Origin of the sequence: Streptomyces sp. NPDC002574, assembly GCF_042889545.1 — a bacterium.
Taxonomy (GTDB): domain Bacteria; phylum Actinomycetota; class Actinomycetes; order Streptomycetales; family Streptomycetaceae; genus Actinacidiphila.
In genome coordinates, this window is sequence record NZ_JBIARB010000009.1 from 450,730 (window position 1) to 465,798 (window position 15,069).

Consider the following 15,069-nt stretch of genomic DNA (forward strand, 5'->3'; position numbering starts at 1 on the left):
CGGAGCGAAGCGACGACGGATGCTTGATGCCCGGCCGCGAACAGGCGGTACGAGGCCGCGGAGGCTGCGCCGGACGGCCCACGGACGGCCCAGGGTGATTGAGACCTCTCCGGGCCGACAGCTTGGCGCCGCCGGCCCGGATCGCAGGCGCTACAAATTCGGGAGGTTCTTGCGGAGCTCGAACGCCGTGACCTCGGAGCGGTACTCCTCCCACTCCTGCTTCTTGTTGCGGAGGAAGAAGTCGAAGACGTGCTCGCCGAGCGTCTCGGCGACCAGTTCGCTGCGCTCCATGAGGTGGATGGCCTCGCCGAGGTTCTGCGGCAGGGGCTCGATGCCGAGGGCGCGGCGTTCGGCGTCGGACAGGGCCCAGACGTCGTCGTCGGCGCCCGGGGGGAGTTCGATGCCCTGCTCGATGCCCTTGAGGCCGGCCGCGAGGAGGACGGCGTAGGCGAGGTAGGGGTTGGCGCCGGAGTCGATGGAGCGGACCTCGACGCGGGTGGAGCCGGTCTTGCCGGGCTTGTACATCGGGACGCGGATCAGCGCGGAGCGGTTGTTGTGGCCCCAGCAGATGTACGAGGGGGCCTCGCCGCCGGCGCCCGCGGGGCGGTTGGCGCCGCCCCAGATGCGCTTGTAGGAGTTGACCCACTGGTTGGTGACCGCGGAGATCTCGCCGGCGTACTTCAGCAGGCCGGCGATGAAGGAGCGGCCGACCTTGGAGAGCTGGTACTCGGAGCCGGACTCGTGGAAGGCGTTGCGGTCGCCCTCGAAGAGCGACAGGTGGGTGTGCATGCCGGAGCCGGGGTGCTCGCTGAAGGGCTTGGGCATGAAGGTGGCGTTCACGCCCTGCTCCAGCGCGACCTGCTTCATGACCAGCCGGAAGGTCATGATGTTGTCGGCGGTGGACAGCGCGTCCGCGTAGCGCAGGTCGATCTCCTGCTGGCCGGGGGCGCCCTCGTGGTGGGAGAACTCCACCGAGATGCCCATCGACTCCAGCATCGTGATCGCCTGGCGTCGGAAGTCCTGGCCCACGTTCTGGGGTGTGTGGTCGAAGTAGCCGGAGTTGTCGGCCGGGACCGGCACGGTGCCGTCCAGCGGCAGGTTCTTCAGCAGGAAGAACTCGATCTCGGGGTGCGTGTAGAAGGTGAACCCCAGGTCGGAGGCCTTGGCCAGGGACCGCTTGAGGACGAAGCGCGGGTCCGCGTACGACGGGGAGCCGTCCGGCATGAGGATGTCGCAGAACATCCGGGCGGTGCCGGGCGCCTCGGCGCGCCAGGGCAGGATCTGGAAGCTGCCGGGGTCCGGCTTGGCGATCATGTCGGACTCGTACACCCGGGCGAAGCCCTCGATCGCGGAGCCGTCGAAGCCGATGCCCTCGTCGAAGGCCTGCTCCAGCTCGGCCGGCGCGACGGCCACGGACTTCAGATAACCCAGCACGTCCGTGAACCAAAGCCGCACAAAGCGGATGTCCCGCTCCTCAAGGGTGCGGAGAACGAACTCCTGCTGCTTGTCCATAGCTACATCCTTGCAGGTCATACCACCTGTGCACCACAGCCAAAGGCATGGCGGGGGCACGCCAGTATCACCCGCCGCGGTTTCCACCAGATTACGCATCCGTCGCGCCGCTCCGACAGTCGTCACTACGGGGACGTGGGCCGCGCCACACAGCGCGCAGCCCTACATCGCGTCGGTCTGACGATTACACTGGGCGCCGTGCCTCAACTACGCCTCGCTCTGAATCAGATCGACTCCACCGTGGGCGACCTCGCCGGCAACGCGGAGTCGGTGGTGCGCTGGACCCGGCACGCGGCCGAACAGGGGGCCCACCTCGTGGCGTTCCCCGAGATGGTGCTGACCGGGTACCCCGTCGAGGATCTCGTGCTGCGCTCCTCCTTCGTGGAAGCCAGCCGGACCGCCCTGGAGCAGCTCGCGGCCCGCCTGGCCGCGGAGGGCTTCGGGGATCTGCCGGTGATCGTCGGCTACCTCGACCGCAGTGAGAAGGCCCAGCCGCGCTACGGCCAGCCGGCCGGCTCGCCCCGCAACGCCGGCGCCGTGCTGCACGGCGGGAAGGTCGTGCTGAAGTTCGCCAAGCACCACCTCCCCAACTACGGCGTCTTCGACGAGTTCCGCTACTTCGTCCCCGGCGACACCCTGCCGATGATCCGGGTGCGCGGGGTCGACGTCGCCCTCGCCATCTGCGAGGACCTCTGGCAGGACGGCGGCCGCGTGCCCGCCGCCCGCACCGCGGAGGCCGGGCTGCTGGTCGCGATCAACGCCTCCCCGTACGAGGTCGCCAAGGACGACACCCGGCTGGAGCTGGTGCGCAAGCGCGCCCAGGAGGCCGGCTGCACCCTCGCCTACGGCGCGATGATCGGCGGCCAGGACGAGCTGGTCTTCGACGGCGACTCGATCGTCGTCTCCGCCGCGGGCGACGTGATCGGGCGCGCCCCGCAGTTCGAGGAGGGCTGCGTCCTGCTCGACCTCGACCTGCCGGCCGCCGACCCCGCCCGGGTGCCGGGCGGCATCGCGGACGACGGCCTGGAGATCGAGCACGTCACGCTCTCCGCCGAGCCGCTCCCGGCGTACGAGCCGGAGGTCCGCGGCGAGGAGGCGGCCCGGCTCGGCGACGACGAGGAGATCTACACCGCGCTCGTGGTCGGCCTGCGCGCCTACGTCGCCAAGAACGGCTTCCGCTCGGTGCTCATCGGGCTCTCCGGCGGCATCGACTCGGCCCTCGTCGCGGCGATCGCGTGCGACGCGGTCGGGGCGGCCAACGTGTACGGCGTCTCCATGCCGTCGCGGTACTCCTCGGACCACTCCAAGGACGACGCCGCCGAGCTCGCCCGGCGCACCGGCCTCAACTTCCGCACCGTCCCGATCGCCCCGATGTTCGACGCCTACATGGGCGCCCTCGGGCTCACCGGCCTCGCCGAGGAGAACCTCCAGTCCCGGCTGCGCGGCACGATGCTCATGGCCATCTCCAACCAGGAGGGGCACATCGTCCTCGCCCCGGGCAACAAGAGCGAGCTCGCGGTCGGCTACTCCACCCTGTACGGCGACTCCGTCGGCGCGTACGGGCCCATCAAGGACGTCTACAAGACCACCGTCTTCCGCCTCGCCCGCTGGCGGAACGAGGCGGCCGGCGAGCGCGGCCAGACCCCTCCGATCCCGGAGAACTCCCTCACCAAGCCGCCGAGCGCGGAACTGCGGCCGGGGCAGGTCGACACGGACTCCCTGCCGGACTACGACGTCCTCGACCGCATGCTGGCGATGTACGTCGACCAGGACCAGGGGCGCGACGCGATCGTCGCCGCCGGGTTCGACGCGGAGCTCGTCTCGAAGGTGCTGCGGATGGTGGACACGGCGGAGTACAAGCGGCGGCAGTATCCGCCGGGGACGAAGATCTCGGCCAAGGGGTTCGGCAAGGACCGGCGGCTTCCGATCACGAACCGCTGGCGCGAACACGCCTGACGCCTCGCGTCCGGACCGGTTAGGTTTTTTCCCCGCCCGCCCTCCCACCCCCGACCTTCGGCCGGGGGTGCCCCCACCTCCCCCGCCCCCTCCGTGAGCTTTCGCGCCTGATCCCCAGTGGGGGGTATAGGGGCGGCCATGGTGCGGGCACCCGTAGGCGCAGCGCCGTCCACGTGCCCAACCGTCACGCCGCGCGCCCGGCGCCCGGGCAACCGGGGTCACCCGGACCGCCCCTTCCCCCCACTGGGGATCAGGCGCATGACGAAACAGAGGGGGCGGGGGTGCAGGGGTGGGTGTTCTGGACGCTGCGGGATATTTGTGCGCACCACCCGGGCAAGGACGGGACCAGCAAGTGCTGGAAACGCGCGTAAATATCCCAGTCCAGAATGGCCAGCCCCGGAGGCCCCGAACCCGGCCCACGAACAACAGGCGCCGGGGCGCCAGACCGCGCCGGGCACACGGGAGGGCGGGCGGGGAAAAAACCCACCCGGACAGCCAGGCGCTAGCCGACCCGCTCCGGCGCAGAACGCACCGCCCCCGTCGCCACGACCCGCGACGCGGACCCCCCGGAGCGCCGCTCGAGCAGCCCCGCCGCCCCCGCTATCAGGACGCCGCTCACCGCGAGCCCCGCGCCCGCCACCGCGGGCGCGACGTACCCGAACCCGCTTGCGATGACGTATCCGCCCAGCCACGCCCCACCCGCGTTGGCCAGGTTGAACGCCGCCTGGTTCGCGGCGGAGGCCAGTCCGGGGGCGTGCCGGGCCTTGTCCATGACGAGCATCATCAGGGGCGAGCCCGCGGCGAACGCGGCGATCCCGAGGAGGACGACGGTGAGCGCCGCGCTCCACCGCGCGTGCGAGGTGACCGTGAACAGCAGCAGGACCACCGCGAGCGCGGCGAGGCTGCCGAGCAGGGCGGGCCGCAGGGCCCGGTCGGCGAGGCGGCCGCCGAGCAGGTTGCCGATGGTGGCGCCGACGCCGAAGAGCGCCAGCACGATCGTGACGCTGCCCTCGCCGAACCCGGCGACCTCGGTGAGCAGCGGGGTGACGTAGCTGTAGACCGTGAAGACCGCGGCGAAGCCGAAGATCGTGGTGGCCAGCGCCAGCCACACCTGTCCGTTGCGGAAGGCCGACAGTTCGTGCCGCAGTCCGCCGCCCGGCGCCACGGGCATGCGCGGGACGAGGAGCGCGATGCTGGCCATGGCGACGAGACCGATCACGCCGACGGCGAGGAAGGTGGCCCGCCATCCCAGGTGCTGGCCCATGAGTGTGGCCGCGGGGACGCCGACGATGTTCGCGACGGTGAGCCCGGCGATCATGAGGGAGACCGCGCGGGCCCTGCGGGCCGGGTCGACCATGCCGGCCGCCACGACCGCGCCGGCGCCGAAGAAGGCGCCGTGGGGCAGCCCGGCGAGGATGCGTCCGGCCAGCAGCCAGCCGAAGCCGGGGGCGAGCGCGGACAGGGTGTTGCCGACCGTGAACAGGCCCATGAGCATGATGAGCAGGGCCTTGCGCGGCATGCGCGTGGTGAGGGCGGCCAGCAGGGGCGCGCCGATGACGACACCGAGGGCGTAGCCGGAGACGAGGTAGCCGGCGGTCGGGATGGAGGTGTGCAGGTCGTCGGCGACGTTGGGCAGCAGGCCCATCATCACGAACTCCGTCGTACCGATGCCGAATGCGCTGATCGCCAGTGCGAGCAGGGCGAGAGGCATGAGTGACCCTTCCGGGGAGGTGGGAGGCGGGGAGCCCTATAAGTTTATCCGCGGAACAAACTCTCCCCGACCATTCTTCCCGTGGTGTCACCCACAGACGAACGCCGTGTTAAGCCCTCTCGCTACGAAAGCGCCACTTTGGCGGCCACCGGCCGGTGGTCGCTGTCGGTGGGCGGCAGCACCCAGGAGTCGGTGGGCTCCGCGCCCCTCACGAGGATCTGGTCGATCCGCGCCATCGGAAAGTCGGCGGGCCAGCTGAAGCCGAACCCATGGCCGGCGGCGCCCTGCGTGGAGCGCATCTGCGAGGTGATGTTGGCCAGCGCGCGGTCGTTCATGGTGCCGTTGAGGTCGCCCATGAGGATCACGTCGGGCAGCTTCTCGCCGGCGATGGCCTCGCCGAGGTCGTCGGCGCTGTGGTCCCGCTCCCCCGCCGTGAAGCCCGCGTTGAACTTGACGCGCACCGAGGGCAGATGGGCGACGTAGACCGCGGCCTTCCCGTCCGGTGTGGTGATCGCGGCCCGCATGGCGCGGACCCAGCCGAGCCCGATGTCGACCGGGCGCACGCCGGTGAGCGGGTACTTGCTCCACAGCCCGATCGTGCCCTGCACGGAGTGGTAACGGTAGGTGCCCGCGAGGCCCTTCTCGTACGCGGGGGCCTGGCCGGCCGCGATCTCCTCCAGGGCGATCACGTCGGCGCCGGAGGCGATGAGGTCGCGGGCGGTGCCGGCGGGGTCGGGGTTGTCGGCGTTGACGTTGTGCGTGAGCACGGTCAGGTCGCCACCACCGGTGTGCTTGTCGGACAGCAGACCGCCGAAGAAGTTGACCCAGACCAGCGCCGGCAGCAGGAGCGCGATCAGCGCGGTCGCCGAGCGCCTCAGCAGGGCCACCACGAGCAGCACCGGGATCGCCAGTCCGACCCACGGCAGGAAGGTCTCCAGCAGGCTGCCCACGTTGCCGATCCGGTTGGGCAGCGCCCCGTGAAAGCCCATCACCACGGCTGTGAGGACGGCCAGTACGGCGGTGATGATGCCGCGCCGCCACATGCCGTCCCTGAACTTCCCGACATAACGCCTGAATCGCCCCGCCGCGCCGGACCCGCGCCGCGGTTTCCCGCCGCCTTCGGTGGTCACGTCCGCGTCGTACGCCTGCGCCATAAGGGAAGTCCTCACTGTCTTGCGAAGTGCTCAGTCGACCATAGGGGATCGACACGTGAAGGACGGGGCGCGCCGGGCGGCGGGTTCCCGCGAGGGGCGGCAAGCGGGCGCCTGTGACACAACGGGCACATTCCGCCCGTTACGCACCGTTCAGCGCACCGCCCGCACGCCGCCCAGCACCGAGTCCACGATCTGCTCGGACAGTCCGTCCGGCAGCGACGCCTCCGGTCGCAGCATCACACGGGAGAGCATCGGACCGATGAAGAGGTCGCCGAGGAGTTCCAGGTCGATGTCGTCGCGCAGTTCGCCCTCGCGGATACCGCGTGCCAGGACCTCGGCGACCTGCCGGCGGCGGGTGACGATGACCGTGTCGTGGTAGGCGGCCCACAGCTCGGGAACGTTCTGGAACTGGGCGAGGACGTTGCGCATGAGCGCGGACGAGCGCTTCACCAGGGCGCGGCGCCGTATGAACTCGACGCAGGTCACCAGGTCGTCCCGGACGGAGACCCCGGCGAGCTCGGGCGCGGTCTCGTCGAGGGACCGCAGGACGTCGAGCATGAGGGCGTCCTTGCCGGGCCAGCGCCGGTAGACGGTGGACTTGCCGACGCCCGCGGCGCGGGCGATGCCCTCCATGGACAGCCCGCCGATGGTGGCGCCCTCCTCGATGAGCCGGAGCACGGCCTCGACGATCGCCGAGTCGGCCTCGGCGCTGCGCGGACGCCCGCGCGGGCACCGGGGCCGTCCGGCCTCGGAGTGCTCCCGCGCGGGCGTCGCAGGTACCGGCGCCGGCACCGTCATCGGCCTACCTCGACCGGACGGGCCTCACGCTCCTCGCCGCCCGTGGGCCGCGCCCCCGCGCCCTTGCGGGGCAGGAAGAGCAGCACGACGACCATCCCGAGCAGGGCGACGGCGGTCGAGGCCCAGGCGGTGACGTGGATGGCGTGGATGAACGCGTCGGTGGCGGGACCGATGAGCGCCTTGCCCGCGGGGCCCATGTGCTCGGCGACGGCCCGCGTCGCCTCGATGGACTCGCCGGCCTGGTGCTGTGCGCCGGCGGGGAGGCCGGTCAGATGGTCCTTGATGCCGTCACGGTAGACCGTGGACATCACCGAGCCGAGGACTGCCACGCCGAGGGCGCCGCCGACCTGCCGGAAGGTGTTGTTGACGGCGGAGCCCGAGCCGGCCTTCTCACGCGGCAGCGAGGACATGATCGCGACGGTGGCGGGCGGCATGACGTGCGCCATGGCCGTCCCCATCAGGAAGAACAGCAGCTCCAGGATCCAGATCGGGCTGTCCCCGTCCAGCAGCTGGAAGCCGAGGAAGGACAGCGCGATCAGCCCGAGGCCGGCGCCGCAGGTGGCCCGGGCGCCGATGCGGTCGACGACGAGCCGGGCCCGCGGCGCGAAGATCAGCTGGGCGACGGCCAGCGGGAGCAGCAGCAGCCCGGACTCCAGGGCGCTGTAGCCGCGCACGCTCTGCATGTAGAAGACCATGAAGAACGTCACGCCCATGAGCGCGAAGAAGACCAGGCCGATCGCGGAGACCGAGGCCGAGAAGGTCGGGTTGCGGAAGTACGCCACGTCGAAGGCGGGGTGCGTGCTGCGCGCCTCGAACCAGACGAACGCGCCGAGGATCAGCAGGCCGCCGACGATGGTCGTCCAGGCCTCCGGGGCACCGAAGTCGGCCAGCTGGCCGCCCTTGATGATGCCGTACACCAGCAGCACGAGGCCGACGATGGACAGCAGGACGCCGATCGGGTCGAGCCGGCCCGGCCGCGGGTCGCGGGAGTCGGGGACGAGCAGCACCATCGCGACCAGCGCGACCAGGATGATCGGCACGTTGACCAGGAAGACCGAGCCCCACCAGAAGTGCTGCAGCAGCAGACCGCCGGTGACCGGGCCGATCGCGATGGCCAGGCCCACGGCGCCGGTCCATATGCCGATCGCCTTGGGCTGCTCCTCGCGCTCGAAGACGTTGATGATGATGGCGAGGGTGGCCGGCATGACGAAGGCGCCGCCGAAGCCCATGACGGCGCGGAAGCCGATCAGCTCCCCGGAGGAGCCGGCGAAGGCCGACAGCACCGATCCGATGCCGAACACGACCATGCCGAAGAGGAGCACCTTCTTGCGGCCGAGCCGGTCGCCGAGCAGGCCGGCGGTGAAGAGCAGGCCGGCGAAGACCAGCGTGTAGGAGTTGATCGCCCATTCCAGCTGACTCTGGGTGGCACCCAGGCCGGTGGGGGCGGGCTCGGCGATGGTCTTCATCGCCACGTTGAGGATCGAGTTGTCCAGCACCACCACGAGGAGGCTGAGCAACAGGACGCTGAGGATGGCCCAGCGGCGGCGATGGACCGCCTCCGGGACGCTGAGGGGCCGGATCTGCGGCACGTCGGCGGACATGGTTCCACGCTAGACCCGCATTTCGATACGGGACCGTCTCGTATTGTAAAACCTCGGCAAAGCGAAGTGCCCGGAGTCCCCCTTTGCGCGGACGGCAGGTCGTGTCAGCATGGAAACGGTCCGGGGACGCCGTCAGGGCGCCTCGAGATGAACACAAGGAGCGTTGCGATGACGCACGCCGTTTCGGCTGCCCAGGCGACTTCCCAGCCCGCGTCCGACAGCAGCAGGGCGCTGTACGGGGGCAAGGGGACCCGCCGCATCACGGTCCGGGACATCGCCGCCGCCAAGGAGCGCGGCGAGAAGTGGCCCATGCTCACCGCCTACGACGCGATGACCGCCTCCGTCTTCGACGAGGCCGGCATCCCCGTTCTGCTGGTCGGCGACTCGATGGGCAACTGCCACCTCGGCTACGACAGCACCGTCCCGGTCACGCTGGACGAGATGACGATGCTCGCCGCCGCCGTCGTGCGCGGCACCAAGCGCGCGATGGTGATCGGCGACCTGCCCTTCGGCTCGTACCAGGAGGGCCCGACGCAGGCGCTGCGCACCGCGACCCGCCTGCTGAAGGAGGCCGGGGTCGGCGCGGTGAAGCTGGAGGGCGGCGAGCGGTCCGCCCACCAGATCGAGCTGCTGGTCCAGGCCGGCATCCCCGTGATGGCCCACATCGGCCTCACCCCGCAGTCGGTCAACGCCTTCGGCGGCTACACCGTCCAGGGCCGCGGCGAGGAGGCGGCGCAGCAGCTGCTGCGCGACGCCAAGGCCGTGCAGGACGCGGGCGCCTTCGCCGTCGTCCTGGAGCTGGTCCCGGCGGAGCTGGCCGCGGAGGTCACCCGCAGTCTGCACATCCCGACGGTCGGCATCGGCGCCGGCGCGGAGTGCGACGCCCAGGTGCTGGTGTGGACCGACATGGCGGGGATGACGGGCGGCCGCGTGCCGCGCTTCGTGAAGCAGTACGCCGCCCTGCGCGAGACGCTCGGCGACGCCGCGAAGGCCTTCGCGGAGGACGTCACCGGCGGCGCCTACCCCGCCGCGGAGCACAGCTTCCACTGAGGTCTCCCACCCAGGTCCGGCCCACCGAGGACCCCCCTGTGCGGCGGTGTGCCCTGCCGCCTGCTTCCGCCCCGGGAATCCCCCTCCCCGGGGCGGAAGTTTTTTCCGGGGCGGTTGAGTACACCCGGTCCCCCGCGCGTATGAGTGGGCAACCGCCCACCAGGGGGCGGTTGCACCGACCAGGAATGCCGGGGGCCTTGGCAATGAGCCTGAGCAAGCTGCACCGATCAGTGATCGCGGGGGCCTTCGCCGCCACGATGCTGATCGCTGCCACCGCCTGCAACGCGAGCGGCGGCAGCGGTCCCCCGGTGGACGCGGTCCTTCCCTTCCCCTCCGCCTCCCAGTCGGCGGTGGGACTGCGGACCGTGGACAACGCCCAGCTGGGCACCCTCGTCACCGACAACCAGGGTTGGGTCCTCTACCGCTTCGACCAGGACAAGAACGTCCCGCCGACCTCGACCTGCGCCGGTCCGTGCGCGACCCGGTGGCTGCCGGCCGCTGCGGTCTCCGACACCCAGGTGCAGGGCGTGGACCAGAACCTGGTCGGCAGCGTCAAGCGTCCTGACGGTTCCCTCCAGCTCACGCTCAACGGCTGGCCGCTCTATCGCTTCACGGGAGACAAGAACCCGGGCGACACCAAGGGCCAGGGCCTGGACAGGGTCTGGTTCGCGGCCGACATCCAAGGCGAGAAGGCCGTGCCCGGTGCACGGGCGAAGAGCGCCACCACCCAGAACGGGTCAGACGGATACTGATGGGACAGCAGGCATTGCGAGGACTCGACCCGCAGCGATCAGTAGGGCAGGATGCGCTCGTGGCCGACCATCGCTCAGGTGGGGTCCCCGAAGAGGACCTCATGCGGGCGCTCTACCGCGAACACGCGGGTGCGCTCTTCGCATACGTCCTTCGGCAGGTCGGCGGTGACCGCTACCTCGCCGAGGACGTCGTGCAGGAGACCCTCCTGCGCGCGTGGAAGAGTGCGTCGCGGCTCGACCCCGGCGCCCGGTCATTGCGGCCCTGGTTGGTGACGGTCGCCCGAAGGATCGTGATAGACGGCCACCGCAGCCGTCAGGCACGGCCCCCGGAGGCCTCCCCGGCCGCCCTCGACCAGCTCCCGGCCGAGGACGAACTCGAACGCTCCCTGAGGCTGATGACGATCTCCGACGCACTGGAAGATCTCACCGAGGCCCACCGCCAGGTGCTGATCGAAACGTACTTCAAGGGCCGGACGGTCAACGAGGCCGCGGCGGCGCTGGGGGTACCGCCCGGCACCGTGCGCTCGCGGGTCTTCTATGCCCTCCGCTCACTGAAAATCGCTCTTGAGGAAAGGGGTGTGACCACCTCGTGACGGTCTACGGTTACGGTTCCGGGGCGGGTACGCCTCACGACCCGCACGTCGACGTCGGGGCCTACGTCCTCGGCGTGCTCGACGACGCCGACATGGCGCGCTTCGAGGAGCACCTCGCCATCTGCCACCAGTGCGGGCAGCAGCTCGACGAGCTGAGCGGGCTCGTGCCCGTGCTCGCCGAACTCGCCCCCGCGGGGGCCGGCGCGCCGCTGCCGCCCAGCGGCGACGCGGTCCTCGGCAAGCTCCTCGGCAAGGTGTCGGACGAGCGCAAGACCCGCGCCCGGCGCAGGATGTTCGCGCTCGCCGCCTCGGTCGCCCTGATCATCGGCGGCCCGACGGTCGCGGTGCTGGCCTCCGGCGGTTCGGACACCCCGGCGACGCAGGCCTACGCCCAGGAGTTCAAGAGCGCCGACAAGGGCACCGGCGTCAAGGCCACCGTCGGACTCAACGAGAAGAAGTGGGGCAGCCAGATCGGCCTCAACCTCTCCGGTGTCCAGGGCCCGCTCACCTGCCGGCTGGTCGCCATCGGCAAGGACGGCTCCCAGCAGACCGTGTCCACCTGGAGCGTCCCCACGGCGGGCTACGGCACCACGGCCCAGCCGCAGCCGCTGACGCTCGACGGGTCCGCGGGCATGCAGCCGGACGACATCGCGCGCTTCGACGTCATCACGGCGCAGGGGCAGCGACTGGTCTCGGTCGACGTCTGAGGGCTTGCGCCGTCGTGGCACGGTACCGCGGAGGGGGACGCGCGACGCGCGTCCCCCTCCGCCGTTCACCTGGGGCGGTCGCCGTGAAGAAGCCCGACCGCTGCTTGCCGCACTTCCGCCAGGGCGCCGACCGTGCGCACCACGGCCGAGTCCGTGTCCTCCACGCGGTAACGTCCATGGCCGAGCGGGCTGATGAACATCTCCCGAGCCCCCTGCACCCCCCGCCCCGTACTCAGCCGCAGGACCCCGTGGCTGATGTACGGAAAGAGCGCGCGGAGGTGGCTGTCCCCGTAGAGCGCATCCACCAGGGGTCTTTCTCCGGCGTAGACCTCTGCGGTCCGTAGCCATTCCCATTGCGCCGCGACCGGATCGCCGCTCTCGTACGCGCGAGCAAGCCGGCCTGCCGCCATGAACGGAAACATCTCGGTGAAATCGTCCACGGGAACACCGCGCTGCCAGGCCCCCACCGCGCTCACCAGATCGTGCAGATCACTCGTCATTCCGTCCGCCCACGTGAATCCACGCCCCTGGATGTTCAGCGAGAACATCCGCTCGCGCCTACCGAGCAGGACGGAAATCCTGCCGCGGTGTGAATCAGCCACGGCGCTGTTGAAGAGCCCCGGCCCCGATCCGTACTCGCTGCAGAGCGTTCCCAGATCGACATCGTTCTCGGTCGCCAGCGCCCGCATGGCCGAAGAGAGACCACCCATCTCGACGAGATCCGGATACAGACGGGCATCCAGGAATCGCGAGAGGTCAGGACCGGCGGGCTGTTCATTCATCTCCACGGCGGAGGAGGCTCCTTGATGTCTGATTCCTAGCACTTGCACAAAGGGCTCGCATCATTGATGAAGGGCCGCAATCTGCCAAAAGTACTCCAGTCGGGCTCATCGACACTGAAGCTCGCCTTCAGCCCCGTTCGGGGGTCCGTCTTGTACCACTGGATGGAATCCCATGAACGTTCCCCATTGGCCACAGCCCTGGCGATCCAGCCCATTTCGATCTCGGTGGACTTGGCGCCCGGTTCGAGTCCGGCCTTGGCCGCCCCGGTGAAGGTTCCCAGATCGTCCAGGTTCACGTGCAGCGTGACCGATCGGTCCCGAATCGCATTCTCCACCGGGCCCATCCAGTTGGTGCCCTTGTACTCGTCGCCACCGAAGTGCTTGAACCCCATGCTTTCGGCCCACTTGTACGTACCCTCCGCGGCCCTGCCGAGAGCTACATCGCAGTTGTGGACCAGGACCGGCGTCGTGCCCGCCAGCACATAGTACGAGTGCAGCTCCGCGACGGTGAGGTTGTACATGTCCGCCGCACCGGCCCGCTGCAGCACGCGGACCAGTCGGACCCGCCCGTCGCCGGCGGTGGTCAGGTCATGCCCCGCGGTGAGCGTCCCGGCAGGAATCCAGGCGCGTGCGGTGGCGTCCCAGAACGGGTGCTTGAAGGTGGTGCGGACGGTGCTGGTGCGGCCGCGGCTGTCCCGGACCTTGAGATCGATCAGGTCGTCGTCGTGATGCAGCCCCTGTGCGGTGACCTTTCGGGCACCCAGGTGCTTTCCCGTCGCCGGGTCCGCCGCCTCGACCTCGTCACCCGGCTTGATCTTGCCGATGGCCTTGGTGCGGCCCCCCTTCATGAGGACCTTGGTCGACGGGGTGAAGCTGCAAAGGAAGCGGCCGGCCTTGCTCATTGCGCGGAGGAAACGGGCCGCTCCGACCTCCACCCCGCCCGCGTCGAAGGTGGACATGGCCAGACCCAGGGTGTCGCACTTGTCCTGGTTGTGGTTGAACGCACACTGGTACCAGGGCTCGATCAGCGTCATGTCGCCGAAGGCGGAGGCGACGGTCTTCAACAGCTGCTTGTCGGAGTCGAGCTCTGCCTGGGTCATACAGATCGTGTACCTGTCGAGTCCCATCGGGTCGCCGGTGCACGTCTTCGGCTTGAAGAAGTAGTCGTAGAGCTTCTTCGCCTCCTTCTTCTTCTTGTTCCTGAAGTACTCCTCGGTCGCCTTGTTGGCGTCCTCGACCTTCTTCTTGTTGGCCTTCACGCAAGCCGCGTCGCAGCGGTTGTCGTGGTGCCCGCACAGCTCCGGCTCCACGTCGCACTTGGTGCGGCCGGTGGGGTCGCTGTAGGTGACCGGGTTGTTCTCCGTGTAGGCGTAGCCGTTCATCTGCTGCGGGTCGCCCGTGTCCATGACGGGGTCGACGCTGAGGAAGCGGCCGGTGGCCTGGTCGTACTCGCGGGCGCCGAGGTGGGTGAGCCCGGTGGTGGGGTCGTCGGTGCCGCCGACGAAGCCCTTCTGGCCCGGCCAGTTGTCCGGGGCATCGCCGCGTGGGCCGCCGAAGGGGGTGGCGCGGCGTTGCTGCATGGTCAGGTCGGTGGCGCTGACGGCGAGTTCGGAGGTGCCGTGGTGGTCGCCGAGGAGGAAGGAGAGTGTGCCGTCGTCGGTGCGGATGGCCTGGTTGCCGCCGCCGAGGTCGTAGTAGCGGGTGGCCTTGGCGGTCGAGGCGCCCTTGTTCAGGGTGAGTTCGGTGGTACCGAGGTAGAGCGTGGTCTCGTTGTCGGTGCGGCGGATGAGGCGGTTGCCGTCGGCGTCGTAGACGTAGGAGGTGGTCTTGGTGCCTTGGGTGACCTTGGCGAGGTGACCTTCGGCGTCCCAGTCGAGGGTCTGCTGGTCGCCGCCGATGGTGCGGGTGTGGGTGTTGCCGACTGTGTCGTAGGTGTACGAGTCGATCGCGCTGCCGGTGGGTCCGTCCGTGGTGACCTGGGTCAGGCCGTGCGGGCGGGGCGACTTGGCGGGCGGGTAGTCGTAGGTGCGGGTGACGTCCTGGGAAGCATTGCCGGCGGGGTCGTGCTGGGTCTCGGTGCGGCGGTTGCCGGTGGCGTCGTAGGAGTAGGACTGCCAGTACGGGGCCGGGCCGCCGAGCAGCGAGCCTGCTGTGGACGAGCAGCCGCCGCTGCCTTGGGCCCAGGCGTCGGTGAGGCGGCCGAGGTGGTCGTAAGTGAAGCACTGGTTGTCGGTGCCGTCGCGCGAGGTGTCGGCGATGGAGGTGATGTTGCCGGCCTGGTCGTAGCCGTAGGTGGCGTACTTGTCGACCCCGGGCACGCCCTCACGGTCCACCCGTGAGGTGTCCAGGCGCTGGGTACCCCACTGGTAGGTGTTGGTGACCTGGGTCTTCTTGCCGCCGCTCTGGTAGGTGAACTGCAGCGGCTTGCCGGTCAGGCTGTACGCGGTGTCAGT

General features: G+C 70.0%; 12 protein-coding genes. 5 read left to right on the forward strand and 7 right to left on the reverse strand.

What is annotated here, in order from left to right; translation table 11 throughout:
• Positions 1-150: 150 nt before the first annotated feature.
• Entirely contained in the window at positions 151-1,512 is a 1,362-nt protein-coding gene (gene glnA, locus ACFYXS_RS24570) for a type I glutamate--ammonia ligase (RefSeq protein WP_389251638.1), read from the reverse strand.
• A gap of 198 nt (positions 1,513-1,710) precedes the next feature.
• Between glnA and ACFYXS_RS24575 the strand changes: the two genes are divergently transcribed.
• Positions 1,711-3,468 (forward strand): NAD+ synthase, encoded by a 1,758-nt coding sequence (locus ACFYXS_RS24575; protein ID WP_389251640.1) that lies wholly within the window; start codon positions 1,711-1,713, stop codon positions 3,466-3,468.
• 502 nt (positions 3,469-3,970) lie between these two features.
• Here ACFYXS_RS24575 and ACFYXS_RS24580 read toward each other — a convergent pair.
• The 4 genes from ACFYXS_RS24580 to ACFYXS_RS24595 all read right to left on the reverse strand — a co-directional run bounded on the left by ACFYXS_RS24580 (position 3,971) and on the right by ACFYXS_RS24595 (position 8,732).
• A complete protein-coding gene (locus tag ACFYXS_RS24580) occupies positions 3,971-5,179 on the reverse strand; it encodes an MFS transporter (RefSeq protein WP_389251642.1) in 1,209 nt (402 codons plus the stop codon).
• A gap of 122 nt (positions 5,180-5,301) precedes the next feature.
• The gene (locus ACFYXS_RS24585; RefSeq protein ID WP_389251699.1) at positions 5,302-6,222 is read right to left on the reverse strand and encodes an endonuclease/exonuclease/phosphatase family protein; all 921 of its coding nucleotides are present in this window, start codon (positions 6,220-6,222) and stop codon (positions 5,302-5,304) included.
• 261 nt (positions 6,223-6,483) lie between these two features.
• On the reverse strand, positions 6,484-7,131 hold the full coding sequence (locus ACFYXS_RS24590) for a TetR/AcrR family transcriptional regulator (RefSeq protein WP_389251644.1): 648 nt from the start codon (positions 7,129-7,131) through the stop codon (positions 6,484-6,486).
• Complete coding sequence (locus ACFYXS_RS24595; RefSeq protein ID WP_389251646.1) at positions 7,128-8,732, reverse strand: MFS transporter; 1,605 nt, start codon at positions 8,730-8,732, stop codon at positions 7,128-7,130. The genes ACFYXS_RS24590 and ACFYXS_RS24595 overlap by 4 nt, the downstream gene beginning before the upstream one ends.
• A 168-nt stretch (positions 8,733-8,900) precedes the next feature.
• Here ACFYXS_RS24595 and panB point away from each other — a divergent pair, with 168 nt between their 5' ends.
• The 4 genes from panB (at position 8,901) to ACFYXS_RS24615 (ending at position 11,834) form a co-directional block, all read left to right on the forward strand.
• Positions 8,901-9,782: a 3-methyl-2-oxobutanoate hydroxymethyltransferase gene (panB, locus tag ACFYXS_RS24600; RefSeq protein WP_389251648.1), complete on the forward strand. Its 882-nt coding sequence runs from the start codon at positions 8,901-8,903 to the stop codon at positions 9,780-9,782.
• 203 nt (positions 9,783-9,985) lie between these two features.
• A complete protein-coding gene (locus tag ACFYXS_RS24605; RefSeq protein ID WP_389251650.1) occupies positions 9,986-10,534 on the forward strand; it encodes a hypothetical protein in 549 nt (182 codons plus the stop codon).
• The gene (locus tag ACFYXS_RS24610) at positions 10,534-11,127 is read left to right on the forward strand and encodes a sigma-70 family RNA polymerase sigma factor (protein ID WP_389251652.1); all 594 of its coding nucleotides are present in this window, start codon (positions 10,534-10,536) and stop codon (positions 11,125-11,127) included. Before ACFYXS_RS24605 ends, ACFYXS_RS24610 begins: the two co-directional genes overlap by 1 nt.
• The gene (locus tag ACFYXS_RS24615) at positions 11,124-11,834 is read left to right on the forward strand and encodes an anti-sigma factor family protein (RefSeq protein ID WP_389251654.1); all 711 of its coding nucleotides are present in this window, start codon (positions 11,124-11,126) and stop codon (positions 11,832-11,834) included. The genes ACFYXS_RS24610 and ACFYXS_RS24615 overlap by 4 nt, the downstream gene beginning before the upstream one ends.
• A 65-nt stretch (positions 11,835-11,899) precedes the next feature.
• On the opposite strand, the gene ACFYXS_RS24620 is transcribed toward ACFYXS_RS24615, so the two are convergent.
• Both ACFYXS_RS24620 and ACFYXS_RS24625 read right to left on the reverse strand, forming a co-directional pair.
• Positions 11,900-12,616: a DUF6193 family natural product biosynthesis protein gene (locus ACFYXS_RS24620; RefSeq protein WP_389251701.1), complete on the reverse strand. Its 717-nt coding sequence runs from the start codon at positions 12,614-12,616 to the stop codon at positions 11,900-11,902.
• Positions 12,617-12,651: 35 nt separating this feature from the next.
• Positions 12,652-15,069 (reverse strand): polymorphic toxin-type HINT domain-containing protein (locus tag ACFYXS_RS24625; RefSeq protein ID WP_389251656.1); only part of this gene is annotated, 2,418 nt, incomplete at its 5' end.